This is a genomic window from Streptomyces sp. NPDC056486, assembly GCF_042795295.1.
GTDB lineage: Bacteria > Actinomycetota > Actinomycetes > Streptomycetales > Streptomycetaceae > Streptomyces.
Map to the genome: position 1 here is coordinate 18,522 of NZ_JBHTSF010000100.1, position 14,794 is coordinate 33,315.

Here is a 14,794-nt window from a genome sequence, read left to right on the forward strand (position 1 = left end):
GGTATCAGACCGCCCTCATCAGCAGGGTCGCGGCGATGAGTACCGCAACGCCGCCGAACATCGAGACCGCGTAGGAGCGGGCATAGCCGTTCTGCATCTTGCGCAGCCGTCCGGAGAGCCCGCCGACCGAGGCCGCCGTGCCGTTGACGACTCCGTCGACCAGGGTGTGGTCGACGTACACCAGGGAGCGGGTGAGGTGCTCTCCGCCGCGCACCAGGACGACGTGGTTGAAGTCGTCCTGGAGGAGATCGCGCCGGGCCGCCCGGGTGAGGAGCGAACCGCGCGGGGCGGTGACCGGGACGGACTTGCGGCCGTACTGGACGTAGGCGAGGGCCACACCGATGACCAGGACCACCATGGTGGCGCCGGTGACCGTGGTGGCGCTCAGCGGCGAGTCACCGTGGGAGTGGTGGGTCACCGGCTCCAGCCAGTGCATGAAGCGGTCGCCGATGCTGAAGAAGCCGCCCGCGAAGACCGACCCGAAGGCGAGCACGATCATCGGGATCGTCATGGACTTCGGCGACTCGTGCGGGTGCGGCTCGTTGCCTTCCGCGTCGGGCTGCCAGCGCTTCTCACCGAAGAACGTCATGATCATTACGCGCGTCATGTAGAACGCGGTGATCGCGGCGCCGAGCAGCGCGACCGAGCCGAGGATCCAGCCCTCCGTGCCGCCCTTGGCGAACGCCGCCTCGATGATCTTGTCCTTGGAGAAGAAGCCGGACAGACCGGGGAAGCCGATGATCGCCAGATAGCCGAGCCCGAAGGTCACGAAGGTGACCGGCATGTACTTCCTGAGGCCGCCGTACTTCCTCATGTCGACCTCTTCGTTCATGCCGTGCATGACCGAACCGGCCCCGAGGAAGAGCCCGGCCTTGAAGAAGCCGTGCGTCACCAGGTGCATGATCGCGAAGACGTAGCCGATGGGGCCGAGGCCCGCGGCCAGGATCATGTACCCGATCTGGGACATCGTCGACCCGGCGAGGGCCTTCTTGATGTCGTCCTTCGCGCAACCGACGATCGCACCGAAGAGGAGCGTGACCGCGCCCACGACGGTGACGACCAGCTGTGCGTCCGGTGCGGCGTTGAAGATCTCGCCGGAGCGGACGATCAAGTACACGCCCGCGGTCACCATCGTCGCCGCGTGGATCAGGGCCGAGACCGGGGTCGGGCCCTCCATCGCGTCGCCGAGCCAGGACTGCAACGGCACCTGGGCCGACTTGCCGCACGCCGCGAGAAGGAGCATCAGGCCGATGGCCGTCAGCTTGCCCTCCGACGTCTCACCGGTGGCCTCCAGGACAGGCCCGAAGGCGAAGGTCCCGAAGGTGGTGAACATCAGCATGATGGCGATCGACAGGCCCATGTCGCCGACCCTGTTGACCAGGAAGGCCTTCTTCGCGGCGGTGGCCGCGCTGGGCTTGTGCTGCCAGAAGCCGATCAGGAGGTACGAGGCGAGGCCTACGCCCTCCCATCCGACGTACAGGAGGAGGTAGTTGTCGGCGAGGACCAGGATGAGCATCGCCGCGAGGAACAGGTTCAGATAGCCGAAGAAGCGGCGGCGCCGCTCGTCGTGCTCCATGTACCCGATGGAGTAGATGTGGATCAGGGTGCCCACACCGGTGATCAGCAGGACGAACGTCATCGACAGCTGGTCGAGCTGGAAGGCGACGTCCGCCTGGAATCCCTCCACGGGGATCCAGCTGAACAGGTGCTGCGACAGGGAGCGCTCCTCGGCGCCCTTGCCCAGCATGTCCACGAAGAGCACCGCACCGACGACGAAGGAGGCGGCCGCGAGCAGCGTGCCGAGCCAGTGGCCGACACGGTCCAACCGCCGCCCGCCGCACAGCAGTACGGCCGCTCCGAGCAGAGGCGCTGCCACGAGCAGCGCGATCAGGTTCTCCACTTTTCAGCGACCCCTTACAGCTTCATCAGGCTGGCGTCGTCGACCGAGGCCGAGTGACGGGAGCGGAACAGCGACACGATGATCGCGAGGCCGACCACGACTTCCGCCGCGGCGACAACCATCGTGAAGAACGCGATGATCTGGCCGTCGAGGTTGCCGTGCAGCCGGGAGAAGGCGACAAAGGCGAGGTTGCACGCGTTGAGCATCAGCTCGATACACATGAAGACCACGATCGCGTTCCGCCTGATCAGGACGCCGGTGGCGCCGATCGAGAACAACAGCGCCGCGAGATACAGGTAGTTGACCGGATTCACTTCGACGCCTCCTCGGACTTGGAGGACCGCTCGAGACGGTCCTCGGAGCGCTGCTCGAGGGCCCGCAGATCGTCCAGCGCCTCGTTCGAGACATCGCGGATCTGACCGCGCTCACGCAGCGTCTTGTTGACCGTGAGCTCCGAGGGGGTGCCGTCGGGGAGCAGGCCCGCGACGTCCACGGCGTTGTGCCGGGCGTAGACACCGGGGGCGGGCAGCGGCGGCAGGTGGTTGGAGCGCACGCGCTCCTCGGACATCTCGCGCTGCGTCTTGGCACGCTCCGTGCGCTCGCGGTGGGTGAGCACCATCGCGCCGACGGTGGCGGTGATGAGCAGCGCGCCGGTGATCTCGAAGGCGAAGACGTACTTCGTGAAGATGCTCTCGGCGAGTCCCTGCACGTTGCCGCCGGCGTTCGCCTTGCTGAGACCGGTGAATTCGTTCACCGAGGCGTTCCCGATGCCCCCGAAGAGCAGGATGGCGAAGCCGAAGCCGCAGAGCCCGGCCAGCCAGCGCTGCCCCTTGATGGTCTCCGTCAGGGAGTCGGCGGCGGTGACGCCGACGAGCATGACCACGAAGAGGAAGAGCATCATGATCGCGCCGGTGTAGACGACGACCTGGACGATGCCCAGGAAGTACGCCCCGTTGGCGAGGTAGAAGATCGCCAAGATGATCATGGTCCCGGCGAGACAGAGCGCGCTGTGCACGGCCTTCTTCATGAGGATCGTGCACAGGGCGCCGATCACGGCGACCGTGCCGAGCACCCAGAACTGGACGGCCTCACCGGTGGAGGTGGTGTAGGCGGCGAGCTGCGTCATCGGTTGATCACCTCACCCGATGCCGGCTCGGAGTCCCCGAAGGTGGAAGCGGCCTCCTGGGGCGTCTCCCCCTTGGAGAGGGCCACTTGAGGCACCGTGCCCGGAGCCGCCTCCGTCACCAGACCGCGGTAGTAGTCCTGCTCATCCGTGCCGGGGAAGATCGAGTGCGGTGACTCGACCATGCCTTCCTCCAGGCCGGCGAGCAGCTGCTCCTTGGTGAAGATGAGCTTCTCGCGGCTGCTGTCGGCCAGCTCGAACTCGTTCGTCATCGTCAACGCGCGCGTGGGGCAGGCCTCGATGCACAGGCCGCACAGGATGCAGCGGGCGTAGTTGATCTGGTAGACGCGGCCGTAGCGCTCGCCCGGGGAGTAGCGCTCCTCCTCGGTGTTGTCCGCGCCCTCCACATAGATCGCGTCCGCGGGGCAGGCCCAGGCGCAGAGCTCGCAGCCGATGCACTTCTCCAGGCCGTCCGGATGGCGATTGAGCTGGTGCCTGCCGTGGAAGCGGGGAGCGGTGGTCTTCTCCTGCTCCGGATACTGCTCGGTCAGCCGCTTCTTGAACATGGCCTTGAAGGTCACGCCGAAGCCCGCGACGGGGTTCTGGAACCCCTGCTGCGATTGGTTCGACTCGTGGTGTGACTGGTGTGGCTCTTTCTTCGACCCAGCCGACTCAGCCATCGGACGCCTCCTTTCCGTCACTACGGGTTCCGTCACTTTGAGTATCCGACCCACCACTGACAATCAACTCCCGCTCCTGGCGCGAGCGTCGGCGTGGTACGGGCGGCAGGCTCTGTCCGGGCAGCGGCGGGACCGGGAATCCGCCCGCCATCGGGTCGAAGGCGACCGGCTCCTCCTCGGCTGCCGATTCCTTCTCGCGCTTGTCGCGGAAGATGTCGACGACGACGGAGAGCAACAGGAGCGCGATGACTCCGCCGCCCACATAGAGCGCGATCGAGGTGAAGTCGTAGTTCTCGTTCCGCATCGCCCTGACCGTCGCCACGAGCATCAGCCAGACGACCGAGACCGGGATCAGGACCTTCCAGCCGAGCTTCATCAGCTGGTCGTAGCGGACGCGTGGCAGCGTGCCGCGCAGCCAGATGAAGAAGAACAGCAACAGCTGGACCTTGATCACGAACCAGAGCATCGGCCACCAGCCGTGGTTCGCGCCCTCCCAGAAGGTGCTGACCGGGTACGGGGCCCGCCAGCCACCCAGGAAGAGGGTGACCGAGACCGCCGAGACGGTGACCATGTTGACGTACTCGGCGAGCATGAACAGCGCGAACTTGATCGAGGAGTACTCGGTGTTGAAGCCACCGACGAGGTCGCCCTCGGACTCCGGCATGTCGAACGGGGCGCGGTTGGTCTCACCGATCATCGTCACGATGTAGATCAGGAACGAGACCGGAAGCAGCAGGACGTACCACCGGTCCGCCTGCGCCTCCACGATCGCCGAAGTCGACATCGACCCGGAGTAGAGGAACACCGAGGCGAACGCGGCGCCCATCGCGATCTCGTACGAGATCATCTGCGCGCAGGAGCGCAGACCGCCGAGGAGCGGATAGGTGGATCCGGAGCTCCAACCGGCGAGCACGATGCCGTAGATGCCGACCGAGGCGACCGCGAGGATGTAGAGCATCGCGATCGGCAGGTCGGTGAGCTGCATCGTCGTGCGCTGGCCGAAGATCGAGACTTCGTTGCCCGCGGGACCGAAGGGGATCACCGCGATCGCCATGAAGGCCGGGATGGCCGCGATGATCGGCGCGAGGACGTACACCACCTTGTCCGCGCGCTTGACGATCAGGTCTTCCTTGAGCATCAGCTTGATGCCGTCCGCGAGGGACTGCAGCATGCCCCAGGGGCCGTGCCGGTTCGGGCCGATGCGCAGCTGCATCCAGGCGACGACCTTGCGCTCCCACACGATGGAGAAGAGCACCGTCACCATCAGGAAGGCGAAGCAGAAGACCGCCTTGACGGCGACCAGCCACCACGGGTCGGTGCCGAACATGGACAGGTCTTCCGCCGCAAGCGGCACCACGGTGTGCATCACGACGTCACCTCCGGGGCCTCAGAAGGCTCCGGCAGGAGCGCCGGGCCGATGCGGACGAGATCGCCGGGGCGCGCGCCGGTGTCGGAAGTGACGCCTCCCCCGGTCGAGTTCAGCGGCAGCCACACCACGCGGTCGGGCATCTCGGTGACCTGGAGCGGCAGCTCGGTCGCCCCCGTGGCCCCCGTGACGGCCAGGACGTCGCCGTCCTTCACGCCCGCCTCGGCCGCGGTGGCCGCCGAGAGCCGGGCGACAGCGGCGTGCCGCGTACCGGCAAGTGCTTCGTCGCCCTCCTGGAGGCGGCCCCGGTCGAGCAGCAGCCGGTGCCCCGCGAGAACGGCCTCTCCGGAAGAGGGCCTCGGCGGCTGAGCAGCTGTCTCCAGTGGCTCGGTGGCGTGCGGTCCGTCCCAGCCGCCGAGCTGGTCCAGCTCGCGCCGGGCCGTGGCCAGGTCGGGAAGGCCCAGGTGTACGTCCCCGGCGTCGGCCAGCATGTGCAGCACACGCGCGTCCGTCGGAGCCAGCGTGCGCGTCATGTGGTCGGGCTTGAGCGCGGCGTCGAACAGCCGCGCCCTGCCCTCCCAGTTGAGGAAGGTGCCGGGCTTCTCCGCGACCGCTGCCACGGGGAACACCACATCGGCGTGCTCGGTGACCTCACTGGGCCGCAGTTCCAGCGAGACCAGGAACCCGACCTCGGAGAGTGCTTCACGCGCGCGTGCCGGGTCGGGAAGGTCGGCGACCTCCACGCCCGCCACCAGAAGCGCACCCAGTTCGCCGGTCGCCGCGGCCTCGATGATCTGGCCGGTGTCGCGCCCGTGGCGGTGCGGGAGTTCGGCGACGCGCCAGGCGGCCGCGACCTCGTCCCGCGCGCGCGGGTCGGTGGAAGACCGCCCCCCGGGAAGCAGCGAAGGCAGCGCACCCGCCTCCAGGGCGCCGCGCTCCCCCGCCCTGCGCGGAATCCACACCAGCTGCGCACCGGTCGCGGACGCGGCCCGTACGGCGGCGGTGAGCCCGCCCGGCACGGCGGCGAGACGCTCGCCGACCACGATCACCGCACCCGAAGTGCGCAGCGATTCGGCTGCCTTGGCGCCTTCGCCCTCCAGGCCGACTCCGCCGGCCAGGGCGTCGAGCCACTCCGTCTCGGTGCCGGGAGCCGCGGGCAGCAGCGTGCCGCCCGCCTTCTCCAGGCCGCGCGTCTGATGCGTCGCGAGGGAGAAGGTCCGCTGGCCGTGCTTGCGCCAGGCCTTGCGAAGACGCAGGAAGACCCCCGGCGCCTCCTCCTCGGACTCAAGTCCGACGAGCAGGACGGCGGGTGCCTTCTCCACCTCCGCGTACGTGACTCCGGTGCCGTCGAGATCCCGGCCCCGGCCCGCGACGCGCGCGGCGAGGAAGTCGGCCTCCTCGGCGCTGTGCACGCGCGCGCGGAAGTCGATGTCGTTCGTGTCGAGCGCCACGCGCGCGTACTTGCTGTACGCGTAGGCGTCCTCCACGGTGAGGCGCCCGCCGGTCAGCACACCGGCACGGCCGCGCGCGGCGGCGAGCCCGGTGGCCGCGGCTTCGAGAGCCTCGGGCCAACTGGCCGTCTCCAGCTCACCGGTCTCGGAGTTGCGCACCAGCGGCGTGGTGAGCCGGTCCGGCTTCTGCGCGTAACGGAAGCCGAAGCGCCCCTTGTCGCAGAGCCACTCCTCGTTGACCTCCGGGTCGTCGGCGGCAAGCCGCCGCATGACCTTGCCGCGCCGGTGGTCGGTGCGTGTCGCGCAGCCGCCCGCGCAGTGCTCGCAGATCGAAGGCGACGACACCAGGTCGAAGGGCCGCGAGCGGAAGCGGTACGCCGCCGACGTCAGCGCGCCGACCGGACAGATCTGAATGGTGTTCCCGGAGAAGTACGACTCGAAGGGGTCGCCCTCGCCCGTGCCGACCTGCTGGAGCGCACCGCGCTCGAGCAGCTCGATCATGGGGTCACCGGCGATCTGATTGCTGAACCGGGTGCAGCGCGCACACAGCACGCACCGCTCGCGGTCGAGAAGCACCTGAGTGGAGATCGGCACCGGCTTCTCGAACGTCCGCTTCTTGCCCTCGAAGCGGGAGTCCGGGTCGCCGACCTGCATCGCCTGGTTCTGCAGGGGGCACTCGCCGCCCTTGTCGCAGACCGGGCAGTCCAGCGGGTGGTTGATGAGGAGCAGCTCCATCACACCGCGCTGGGCCTTCTCGGCGACCGGCGAGGAGAGCTGCGACTTCACGACCATGCCGTCGGTGCACGTGATGGTGCAGGAGGCCATCGGCTTGCGCTGGCCCTCCACCTCGACGATGCACTGGCGACAGGCGCCCGCCGGGTCGAGCAGCGGGTGGTCACAGAACCGGGGGATCTCGATGCCCAGAAGCTCGGCGGCCCGGATCACCAGCGTTCCCTTCGGGACGCTGATCTCGATGCCGTCGATCGTCAGCGACACGAGATCTTCCGGCGGAACCGCCGCCTCGCCCCCTCCGGAGGGAGCGCTGTTGGTGGTCACTGTCATGCGTTCACCTCCGAATGTGCGGCGGGCCTGTCGGCCCACAGAGTCGACTTGGCCGGGTCGAAGGGGCAGCCCTTGCCGGTGATGTGCTCCTCGTACTCCTCGCGGAAGTACTTGAGCGAGGAGAAGATCGGCGACGCGGCGCCGTCACCGAGGGCGCAGAAGGACTTGCCGTTGATGTTGTCGGCGATGTCGTTCAGCTTGTCCAGGTCGGACATGACGCCCTTGCCGGCCTCGATGTCGCGCAGCAACTGCACCAGCCAGTACGTTCCTTCGCGGCAGGGCGTGCACTTGCCGCAGGACTCGTGGGCGTAGAACTCGGTCCAGCGCGTGACCGCCCGCACGACGCAGGTCGTCTCGTCGAAGCACTGGAGCGCCTTCGTGCCGAGCATCGACCCCGCGGCGCCCACTCCCTCGTAGTCCAGGGGGACGTCGAGGTGCTCGTCGGTGAACATCGGCGTCGACGATCCGCCCGGCGTCCAGAACTTGAGCCGGTGGCCCGCCCTGATTCCGCCGCTCATGTCGAGCAGCTGGCGCAGGGTGATGCCGAGCGGGGCCTCGTACTGGCCGGGGCTCGTGACGTGGCCGCTCAGCGAATAGAGCGTGAAACCGGGGGACTTCTCGCTCCCCATCGATTTGAACCAGTCTTTTCCGCGATTCAGGATCGCGGGAACCGACGCGATGGATTCGACGTTATTGACAACAGTGGGGCATGCGTAGAGGCCCGCGACGGCCGGGAAAGGGGGACGCAGTCGCGGCTGGCCACGGCGGCCTTCGAGCGAGTCGAGCAGCGCGGTCTCCTCACCACAGATGTACGCGCCGGCGCCCGCGTGCACGGTGAGTTCGAGATCGAGTCCGCTGCCCAGGATGTTCTCGCCCAGGAATCCCGCCTCTTTCGCCTCACGCACGGCCTCGTGCAACCGCCTGAGCACGGGGACGACTTCACCACGCAGGTAGATGAAGGCATGCGAAGAACGGATCGCGTAGCAGGCGATCACGATCCCCTCGATGAGGGAATGCGGGTTCGCGAAGAGGAGCGGGATGTCTTTACAGGTTCCCGGCTCTGATTCGTCGGCGTTGACAACTAGATAGTGCGGCTTTCCATCTCCCTGCGGAATGAACTGCCATTTCATTCCGGTGGGGAATCCCGCGCCGCCCCTGCCCCGCAGGCCGGAGTCCTTCACGTACGCGATGAGGTCGTCCGGCGCCATGGCCAGGGCCTTGCGCAGGCCTTCGTACCCCTCGTGCCGTCGGTAGGTGTCGAGCGTCCAGGACTTCTCCGCGTCCCAGAACGCCGAAAGAACCGGCGCGAGCAGTTTCTCGGGGCTCGTCTCGTTGTCGATCTCGGCTGCCAAGGTCATCACTCCCCCTCCTCGGCGGTCGGTCCGGCCGGGTGGGCCGGGTCGGATGCCGAGGTCTCCTGCGGTGCGTCGTGCGAGCTGAGGTGCTCGGCGGGCGCCGCGTCCTGCGGGCCGCCCGTGCGCGGGTGGACCACGCGCGGCTGGGGCAACTCGCCCTTGGCCAGGCGCAGTCCGATCAGCGAGGCCGGACCCGCGCCGCCGCTCGCCTCGACGGCGCCGGCTCGCTCGTCCGGGAAGCCCGCCAGAATCCGGGCCGTCTCCTTGTACGTGCACAAGGGGGCGCCGCGGGTCGGCTCGACCTGCACGCCCGCACGCAGGTCGTCGACGAGCTGCTTGGCGGTCTCGGGGGTCTGATTGTCGAAGAACTCCCAGTTGACCATCACGACGGGAGCGAAGTCACAGGCCGCGTTGCACTCGATGTGCTCCAGCGTGACCTTGCCGTCCTCTGTGGTCCCTTCGTTGCCGACGCCCAGGTGCTCCTGGAGCTGCTCGAAGATCGCGTCGCCGCCCATGACGGCGCACAACGTGTTCGTGCAGACGCCGACCTGGTAGTCCCCGGAGGGCTTGCGCCGGTACATCGTGTAGAAGGTCGCGACCGCGGTGACCTCGGCGGTGGTCAGGCCGAGCACCTCCGCACAGAAGGCCATGCCCGTGCGCGTGACGTGGCCCTCCTCGGACTGCACCAGGTGCAGCAGCGGGAGCAGCGCGGACCGGGAGTCCGGGTAGCGGGAGATGACCTCCTTGGCGTCCGCGTCGAGCCTGGCCCGTACGTCGGCCGGGAAGTCGGGGGCGGGGAGTTGGGGCATGCCCAGGCTGACGCCCGCACCCTGCTGGGAAGGAGTGGTGGTCACCGGTCGACGCCTCCCATCACGGGGTCGATGGAGGCGACGGCCACGATGACGTCGGCGACCTGGCCGCCCTCGCACATCGCCGCCATGGCCTGCAGGTTGGTGAAGGACGGGTCACGGAAGTGGACCCGGTAGGGGCGGGTGCCGCCGTCCGAGACGACATGCACCCCGAGCTCGCCCTTGGGCGACTCGACCGCGGTGTACGCCTGCCCGGCCGGGACCCTGAAGCCCTCGGTCACCAGCTTGAAGTGGTGGATCAGGGCCTCCATGGAGGTGCCCATGATCTTCTTGATGTGATCGAGCGAGTTGCCCAATCCGTCCGGACCGAGTGCCAGTTGCGCGGGCCAGGCGATCTTCTTGTCGCCGACCATGACCGGACCCGGCTCGAGGCGGTCCAGGCACTGCTCGACGATGCGCAGCGACTGGCGCATCTCCTCCAGGCGGATCAGGAAGCGTCCGTAGGAGTCGCAGGTGTCGGCGGTCGGCACGTCGAACTCGTAGTTCTCGTAGCCGCAGTAGGGATCCGACTTGCGCAGGTCGTGCGGCAGGCCCGCCGAGCGCAGGACCGGGCCCGTGGCGCCCAGAGCCATGCAGCCCGCGAGGTCGAGATAGCCGACGTCCTGCATGCGGGCCTTGAAGATGGGGTTACCGGTGGCGAGCTTGTCGTACTCACCGAGGTTCTTCCGCATCTTCTTCACGAACTCGCGCATCTGGTCCACCGCGCCCGGCGGCAGGTCCTGGGCGAGCCCGCCGGGCCGCACGTACGCGTGGTTCATGCGCAGGCCGGTGATCAACTCGAAGATGTCGAGAACGAGTTCACGATCTCGGAAGCCGTAGATCATGATCGTCGTCGCGCCCAGCTCCATGCCGCCGGTGGCGATGCACACCAGGTGCGAGGAGAGTCGGTTGAGCTCCATCAGGAGCACGCGGATGATCGAGGCGCGGTCCGGGATCTGGTCCTCGATGCCGAGGAGCTTCTCGACCCCCAGGCAGTACGCCGTCTCGTTGAAGAACGGCGTCAGATAGTCCATGCGCGTGACGAACGTCGTGCCCTGCGTCCACGTGCGGTACTCGAGGTTCTTCTCGATGCCCGTGTGCAGGTAGCCGATGCCGCAGCGGGCCTCGGAGACGGTCTCGCCCTCGATCTCCAGGATGAGCCGGAGCACACCATGGGTGGAGGGGTGCTGCGGACCCATGTTGACGATGATGCGCTCGTCGTCGGACCGGGCGGCGGACTGGACGACCTCGTCCCAGTCGCCGCCGGTGACTGTATATACAGTCCCCTCGGTCGTTTCGCGCGCGGATGCATGTGACGTGCTCATCAGCTGTACGACCTCCGCTGGTCCGGAGCCGGGATCTGGGCGCCCTTGTACTCGACGGCGATGCCGCCGAGGGGGTAGTCCTTGCGCTGCGGGAAGCCCTGCCAGTCGTCCGGCATCATGATCCGCGTAAGCGCCGGGTGACCGTCGAAGATCAGGCCGAAGAAGTCGTACGCCTCGCGCTCGTGCCAGTCGTTCGTCGGATAGACCGCGACCAGCGAGGGGACGTGCGGATCGGCGTCAGGGGCACTGACTTCGAGCCGGATCAGGCGGTTGTGGGTGATCGAGCGCAAGTGATAGACGGCGTGCAGCTCGCGGCCCTTGTCCTCCAGGAAGTGCACCCCCGCGACGCCCGTACAGAGCTCGAAGCGCAGGGCCGGGTCGTCGCGCAGGGTCTGGGCGACCCGGACGAGGTGCTCGCGCGCGATGTGGAAGGTGAGCTCGTCGCGGTCGACGACCGTCTTCTCGATCGCGTTCTCCGGCAGGAGCCCCTGCTCTTCCAGGGCCCCTTCCAGCTCGTCCGCGACTTCGTCGAACCAGCCGCCGTAGGGGCGCGCGGTGGCGCCCGGCAGGGTGACTGTCCGCACCAGGCCGCCGTAACCGGACGTGTCGCCGCCGTTGTTGGCGCCGAACATGCCCTTGCGCACGCGGATGACCTTGCCGGCCTCGTCGCGGGGGGCCGGGACGCCGTTTCCGTTCACGTGCTCATCAGGTGCGTCGCTCACCGCAGCAGCCCCTTCATCTCGATGGTGGGGAGGGCCTTGAGGGCCGCCTCCTCCGCCTCGCGGGCCGCTTCCTCGGCGTTGACCCCGAGCTTGCCGCCCTGGATCTTCTGGTGGAGCTTGAGGATGGCGTCCATCAGCATCTCGGGCCGTGGCGGACAGCCGGGCAAATAGATGTCAACAGGGACGATGTGGTCCACACCCTGCACAATCGCGTAATTGTTGAACATCCCGCCCGATGAAGCGCAAACCCCCATGGAAATGACCCACTTGGGGTTGGGCATCTGGTCATAGACCTGCCGCAGGACCGGCGCCATCTTCTGGCTCACGCGTCCGGCCACGATCATCAGATCGGCCTGGCGCGGTGAACCGCGGAAGACCTCCATGCCGAAGCGAGCCAGGTCATAGCGCCCGGCCCCCGTCGTCATCATCTCGATGGCGCAGCACGCGAGGCCGAAGGTCGCGGGGAAGACGGATGACTTGCGCACCCAGCCCGCGGCCTGTTCGACGGTGGTCAGCAGAAATCCGCTCGGCAGTTTCTCTTCGAGTCCCATGCTCTTTGCCCCTCAGACCCTTAGTCCCATTCCAGGCCGCCACGCCGCCATACGTACGCGTAGGCGACGAAGACGGTGAGCACGAAGAGCAGCATCTCCACGAGCCCGAAAATCCCCAGCGCGTCGAAGGTGACGGCCCAGGGGTAAAGGAAGACGATCTCGATGTCGAAGACGATGAAGAGCATCGCCGTCAGGTAGTACTTGATCGGGAATCGCCCGCCGCCGGCCGGAGTCGGCGTCGGCTCGATACCGCACTCATACGCCTCTAGCTTGGCTCGGTTGTACCGCTTTGGACCGATAAGCGTGGCCATGACCACGGAGAAGATCGCAAAGCCTGCCCCGAGGGCTCCCAGCACGAGGATGGGCGCATAGGCATTCACGCTCCTCGCTCCTCTCAGTCGGCACTGACTGTTGGCGGTTGCATTGGACTGCGGCCCGCACTCACGAAGATCGCGTACATGTGAAGCAGGTCACAAGCCCAACTGCCCCGCATCTTATGCCCGCCGGTCTGTGATCTGCGACACGGGGTGCGACAACGGCTTTGTGATCTCCACCACCTGACGAAGGATCATGAAGTCGGATGAGCGGTGATCTTCATACGCGAAGCGCCTGAGTGATCACCAGAGGTGACATCTCAGCGAGTTACCCCTGGTCGGAAGGGGGTCGCCCTATCAAGCGATGGCCGCCGCAGGCAAATTGGCGCTGGACACGGCAGCTTGATAGTGGCGGCGCGTTCACACTTTGGCGGGAGAGGTGTGGATGAAAGTGGACGGCCGATGACGCGTGCACAGATTCACGAGCGGTCGGGGCGGGGTCGGCACGCGATCGCTACGGGGGCGGTACGGGGTGCCGATGCGGGGCGGCGGTACGGGGGTGGCGATAGCGGGCAGGCGCACGGTCGTCGGCACGTGGGTGGCACGCGGGCGGTGCATGGTCGCCACGCGGTCGGGTACGCGATCGACACGCGACCGGGGAACGCGGACGGGTACGCGGCCGACACACGACCGGGGAACGCGGAGGACGCGACGACGCACAGCCGGAGTACACGGGGGACGCGACGACGCACAGCCGGGGTGCGCGGGTGAAGCGAGGCCTCCACGGGAGCCGCCGCGAGAGCCGCCGCGAGAGATGTCGCCACAAGAGGGGATCGGCACCGACCCCACACCGGCCGACCGCCGGTCCACCGTCGATTCGGCGTCGATCCGTCACCGGTCCCCCACACCGACAACACCCCTGAATTCTTCGGGATATCTCAGAAAGGTCTCGGCCGGATCTCAGGGAGATCCCCTAGGGCCACACCTGTGACCTGCGCCACATGGCGCAGGTCGGCGAATAAACCGGGCTTGGCCAACCGGCTCAACCGGTGGTAGTCCACGGGCAATTCGGACGTATCGCAGAAAGCCCATGATCACAGGCGTGATCACCACTGTCCGCATTGCCCGTTACGGCGTCAATAAGAAGTGACACGCCCGGGATTCGAGGCCGCCGGGGGCAACTGTGGCGCACCCCACGTTTCTTGATGGGAACCCTGACTCCCTGATAGCGGTTGTTCTCATGTCCCACACCGCTCACATACCCAGCCACCGGAAGCCCCGTCGTAGCGCCACGAAGCAGGCCCTGCGCGCCGGAGTTGCCGGTGGCGTCCTCAGCACCCTGGCAGTGGCCGCGGCAGCTGGCACGGCGACCGCAGCCGAGCCGGTGACCGAGACCATCGAAATGCCGACGCTCACCACTGACCTCTCCACGCAGATCGCGCAGTCCGCGGATGCCACCCAGCAGACCGCCGACAGCTACGAGCTCCGCGCCGAGCAGGACGCGGCCGCCGTGAAGGCCGCCAAGCAGGCCAAGGAAGACCAGGCCGCCGCCAAGAAGAAGGCGGAGGCCAAGGCGAAGGCCGAGGCCGCCGCCAAGAAGAAGGCGGAAGAGGAGCGCGCCTCGCGTTCCTCGGAGCGCACGACGCTCAGCGCCGCCGGCTCCAGCGCCTCCACCGCCGATGCGCCCGCCCCGGCCAGCGGCAGTGTCGGCTCGGTCATCGGCTTCCTCAAGGCCCAGCTCGGTGACGCGTACGTCATGGGTGCTTCAGGACCCAACGCCTGGGACTGCTCCAGCCTCGTCCAGGCCGCGTTCAAGCAGGCGGGCGTGGACCTCCCGCGCGTCTCGCAGGACCAGTCGGTCTCCGGTACGCCGGTCTCGCTCGACAACGTCCAGGTGGGCGACATCCTTTACTGGGGTGGCGCGGGCTCCGCGTACCACGTGGGTGTGTACATCGGTAACGGCCAGTACCTCGACGCCGCCAACCCCGGCAAGGGCGTTGTCATCCAGGACCTGTCGGGCTACCCCGCCGACGGTGCCGTGCGCGTCCTCTGAGGCCCCTCACAGCCACGTAGAAGGGCCGGGAACCCCCGACGGGG

The 14,794-nt window shown here is 67.7% G+C and carries 13 protein-coding genes; 1 reads left to right on the forward strand and 12 read right to left on the reverse strand.

The window, feature by feature from the left end:
• Nucleotides 1–4 precede the first annotated feature (4 nt).
• Genes nuoL through ACFQ7F_RS31000 form a run of 12 tightly spaced genes read right to left on the reverse strand, consistent with a single transcriptional unit; the run spans nt 5 to nt 12,763 of the window.
• On the reverse strand, nt 5–1,900 hold the full coding sequence (gene nuoL / locus ACFQ7F_RS30945; RefSeq protein WP_383277362.1) for an NADH-quinone oxidoreductase subunit L: 1,896 nt from the start codon (nt 1,898–1,900) through the stop codon (nt 5–7).
• 14 nt (nt 1,901–1,914) lie between these two features.
• Nucleotides 1,915–2,214 carry an NADH-quinone oxidoreductase subunit NuoK gene (gene nuoK / locus ACFQ7F_RS30950; RefSeq protein ID WP_249588397.1) on the reverse strand — a complete coding sequence of 100 codons (300 nt, stop codon included), beginning with the start codon at nt 2,212–2,214 and terminating at the stop codon, nt 1,915–1,917.
• Nucleotides 2,211–3,026, reverse strand: a complete 816-nt coding sequence (locus ACFQ7F_RS30955; RefSeq protein ID WP_383277367.1) for an NADH-quinone oxidoreductase subunit J — start codon at nt 3,024–3,026, stop codon at nt 2,211–2,213. Before ACFQ7F_RS30955 ends, nuoK begins: the two co-directional genes overlap by 4 nt.
• The gene (nuoI, locus tag ACFQ7F_RS30960; RefSeq protein WP_383277371.1) at nt 3,023–3,703 is read right to left on the reverse strand and encodes an NADH-quinone oxidoreductase subunit NuoI; all 681 of its coding nucleotides are present in this window, start codon (nt 3,701–3,703) and stop codon (nt 3,023–3,025) included. The genes ACFQ7F_RS30955 and nuoI overlap by 4 nt, the downstream gene beginning before the upstream one ends.
• Nucleotides 3,696–5,069, reverse strand: a complete 1,374-nt coding sequence (nuoH, locus tag ACFQ7F_RS30965) for an NADH-quinone oxidoreductase subunit NuoH (protein ID WP_383277374.1) — start codon at nt 5,067–5,069, stop codon at nt 3,696–3,698. The genes nuoI and nuoH overlap by 8 nt, the downstream gene beginning before the upstream one ends.
• A complete protein-coding gene (locus ACFQ7F_RS30970) occupies nt 5,069–7,582 on the reverse strand; it encodes an NADH-quinone oxidoreductase subunit G (RefSeq protein ID WP_383277378.1) in 2,514 nt (837 codons plus the stop codon). The genes nuoH and ACFQ7F_RS30970 overlap by 1 nt, the downstream gene beginning before the upstream one ends.
• A complete protein-coding gene (gene nuoF / locus ACFQ7F_RS30975; RefSeq protein WP_383277381.1) occupies nt 7,579–8,940 on the reverse strand; it encodes an NADH-quinone oxidoreductase subunit NuoF in 1,362 nt (453 codons plus the stop codon). The genes ACFQ7F_RS30970 and nuoF overlap by 4 nt, the downstream gene beginning before the upstream one ends.
• Entirely contained in the window at nt 8,940–9,746 is an 807-nt protein-coding gene (gene nuoE / locus ACFQ7F_RS30980) for an NADH-quinone oxidoreductase subunit NuoE (protein ID WP_383277390.1), read from the reverse strand. The genes nuoF and nuoE overlap by 1 nt, the downstream gene beginning before the upstream one ends.
• A gap of 41 nt (nt 9,747–9,787) precedes the next feature.
• A complete protein-coding gene (locus ACFQ7F_RS30985) occupies nt 9,788–11,110 on the reverse strand; it encodes an NADH-quinone oxidoreductase subunit D (protein WP_383277384.1) in 1,323 nt (440 codons plus the stop codon).
• Nucleotides 11,110–11,808: an NADH-quinone oxidoreductase subunit C gene (locus ACFQ7F_RS30990; protein ID WP_383277393.1), complete on the reverse strand. Its 699-nt coding sequence runs from the start codon at nt 11,806–11,808 to the stop codon at nt 11,110–11,112. Before ACFQ7F_RS30990 ends, ACFQ7F_RS30985 begins: the two co-directional genes overlap by 1 nt.
• A gap of 20 nt (nt 11,809–11,828) precedes the next feature.
• Nucleotides 11,829–12,383: an NADH-quinone oxidoreductase subunit B family protein gene (locus ACFQ7F_RS30995; RefSeq protein WP_160506582.1), complete on the reverse strand. Its 555-nt coding sequence runs from the start codon at nt 12,381–12,383 to the stop codon at nt 11,829–11,831.
• Between the two features lie 20 nt (nt 12,384–12,403).
• Nucleotides 12,404–12,763 (reverse strand): NADH-quinone oxidoreductase subunit A, encoded by a 360-nt coding sequence (locus tag ACFQ7F_RS31000; RefSeq protein ID WP_003992243.1) that lies wholly within the window; start codon nt 12,761–12,763, stop codon nt 12,404–12,406.
• A 1,174-nt stretch (nt 12,764–13,937) separates the two neighbouring features.
• Between ACFQ7F_RS31000 and ACFQ7F_RS31005 the strand changes: the two genes are divergently transcribed.
• Entirely contained in the window at nt 13,938–14,750 is an 813-nt protein-coding gene (locus ACFQ7F_RS31005; RefSeq protein ID WP_383277387.1) for a C40 family peptidase, read from the forward strand.
• The last annotated feature ends 44 nt before the right edge of the window (nt 14,751–14,794 follow it).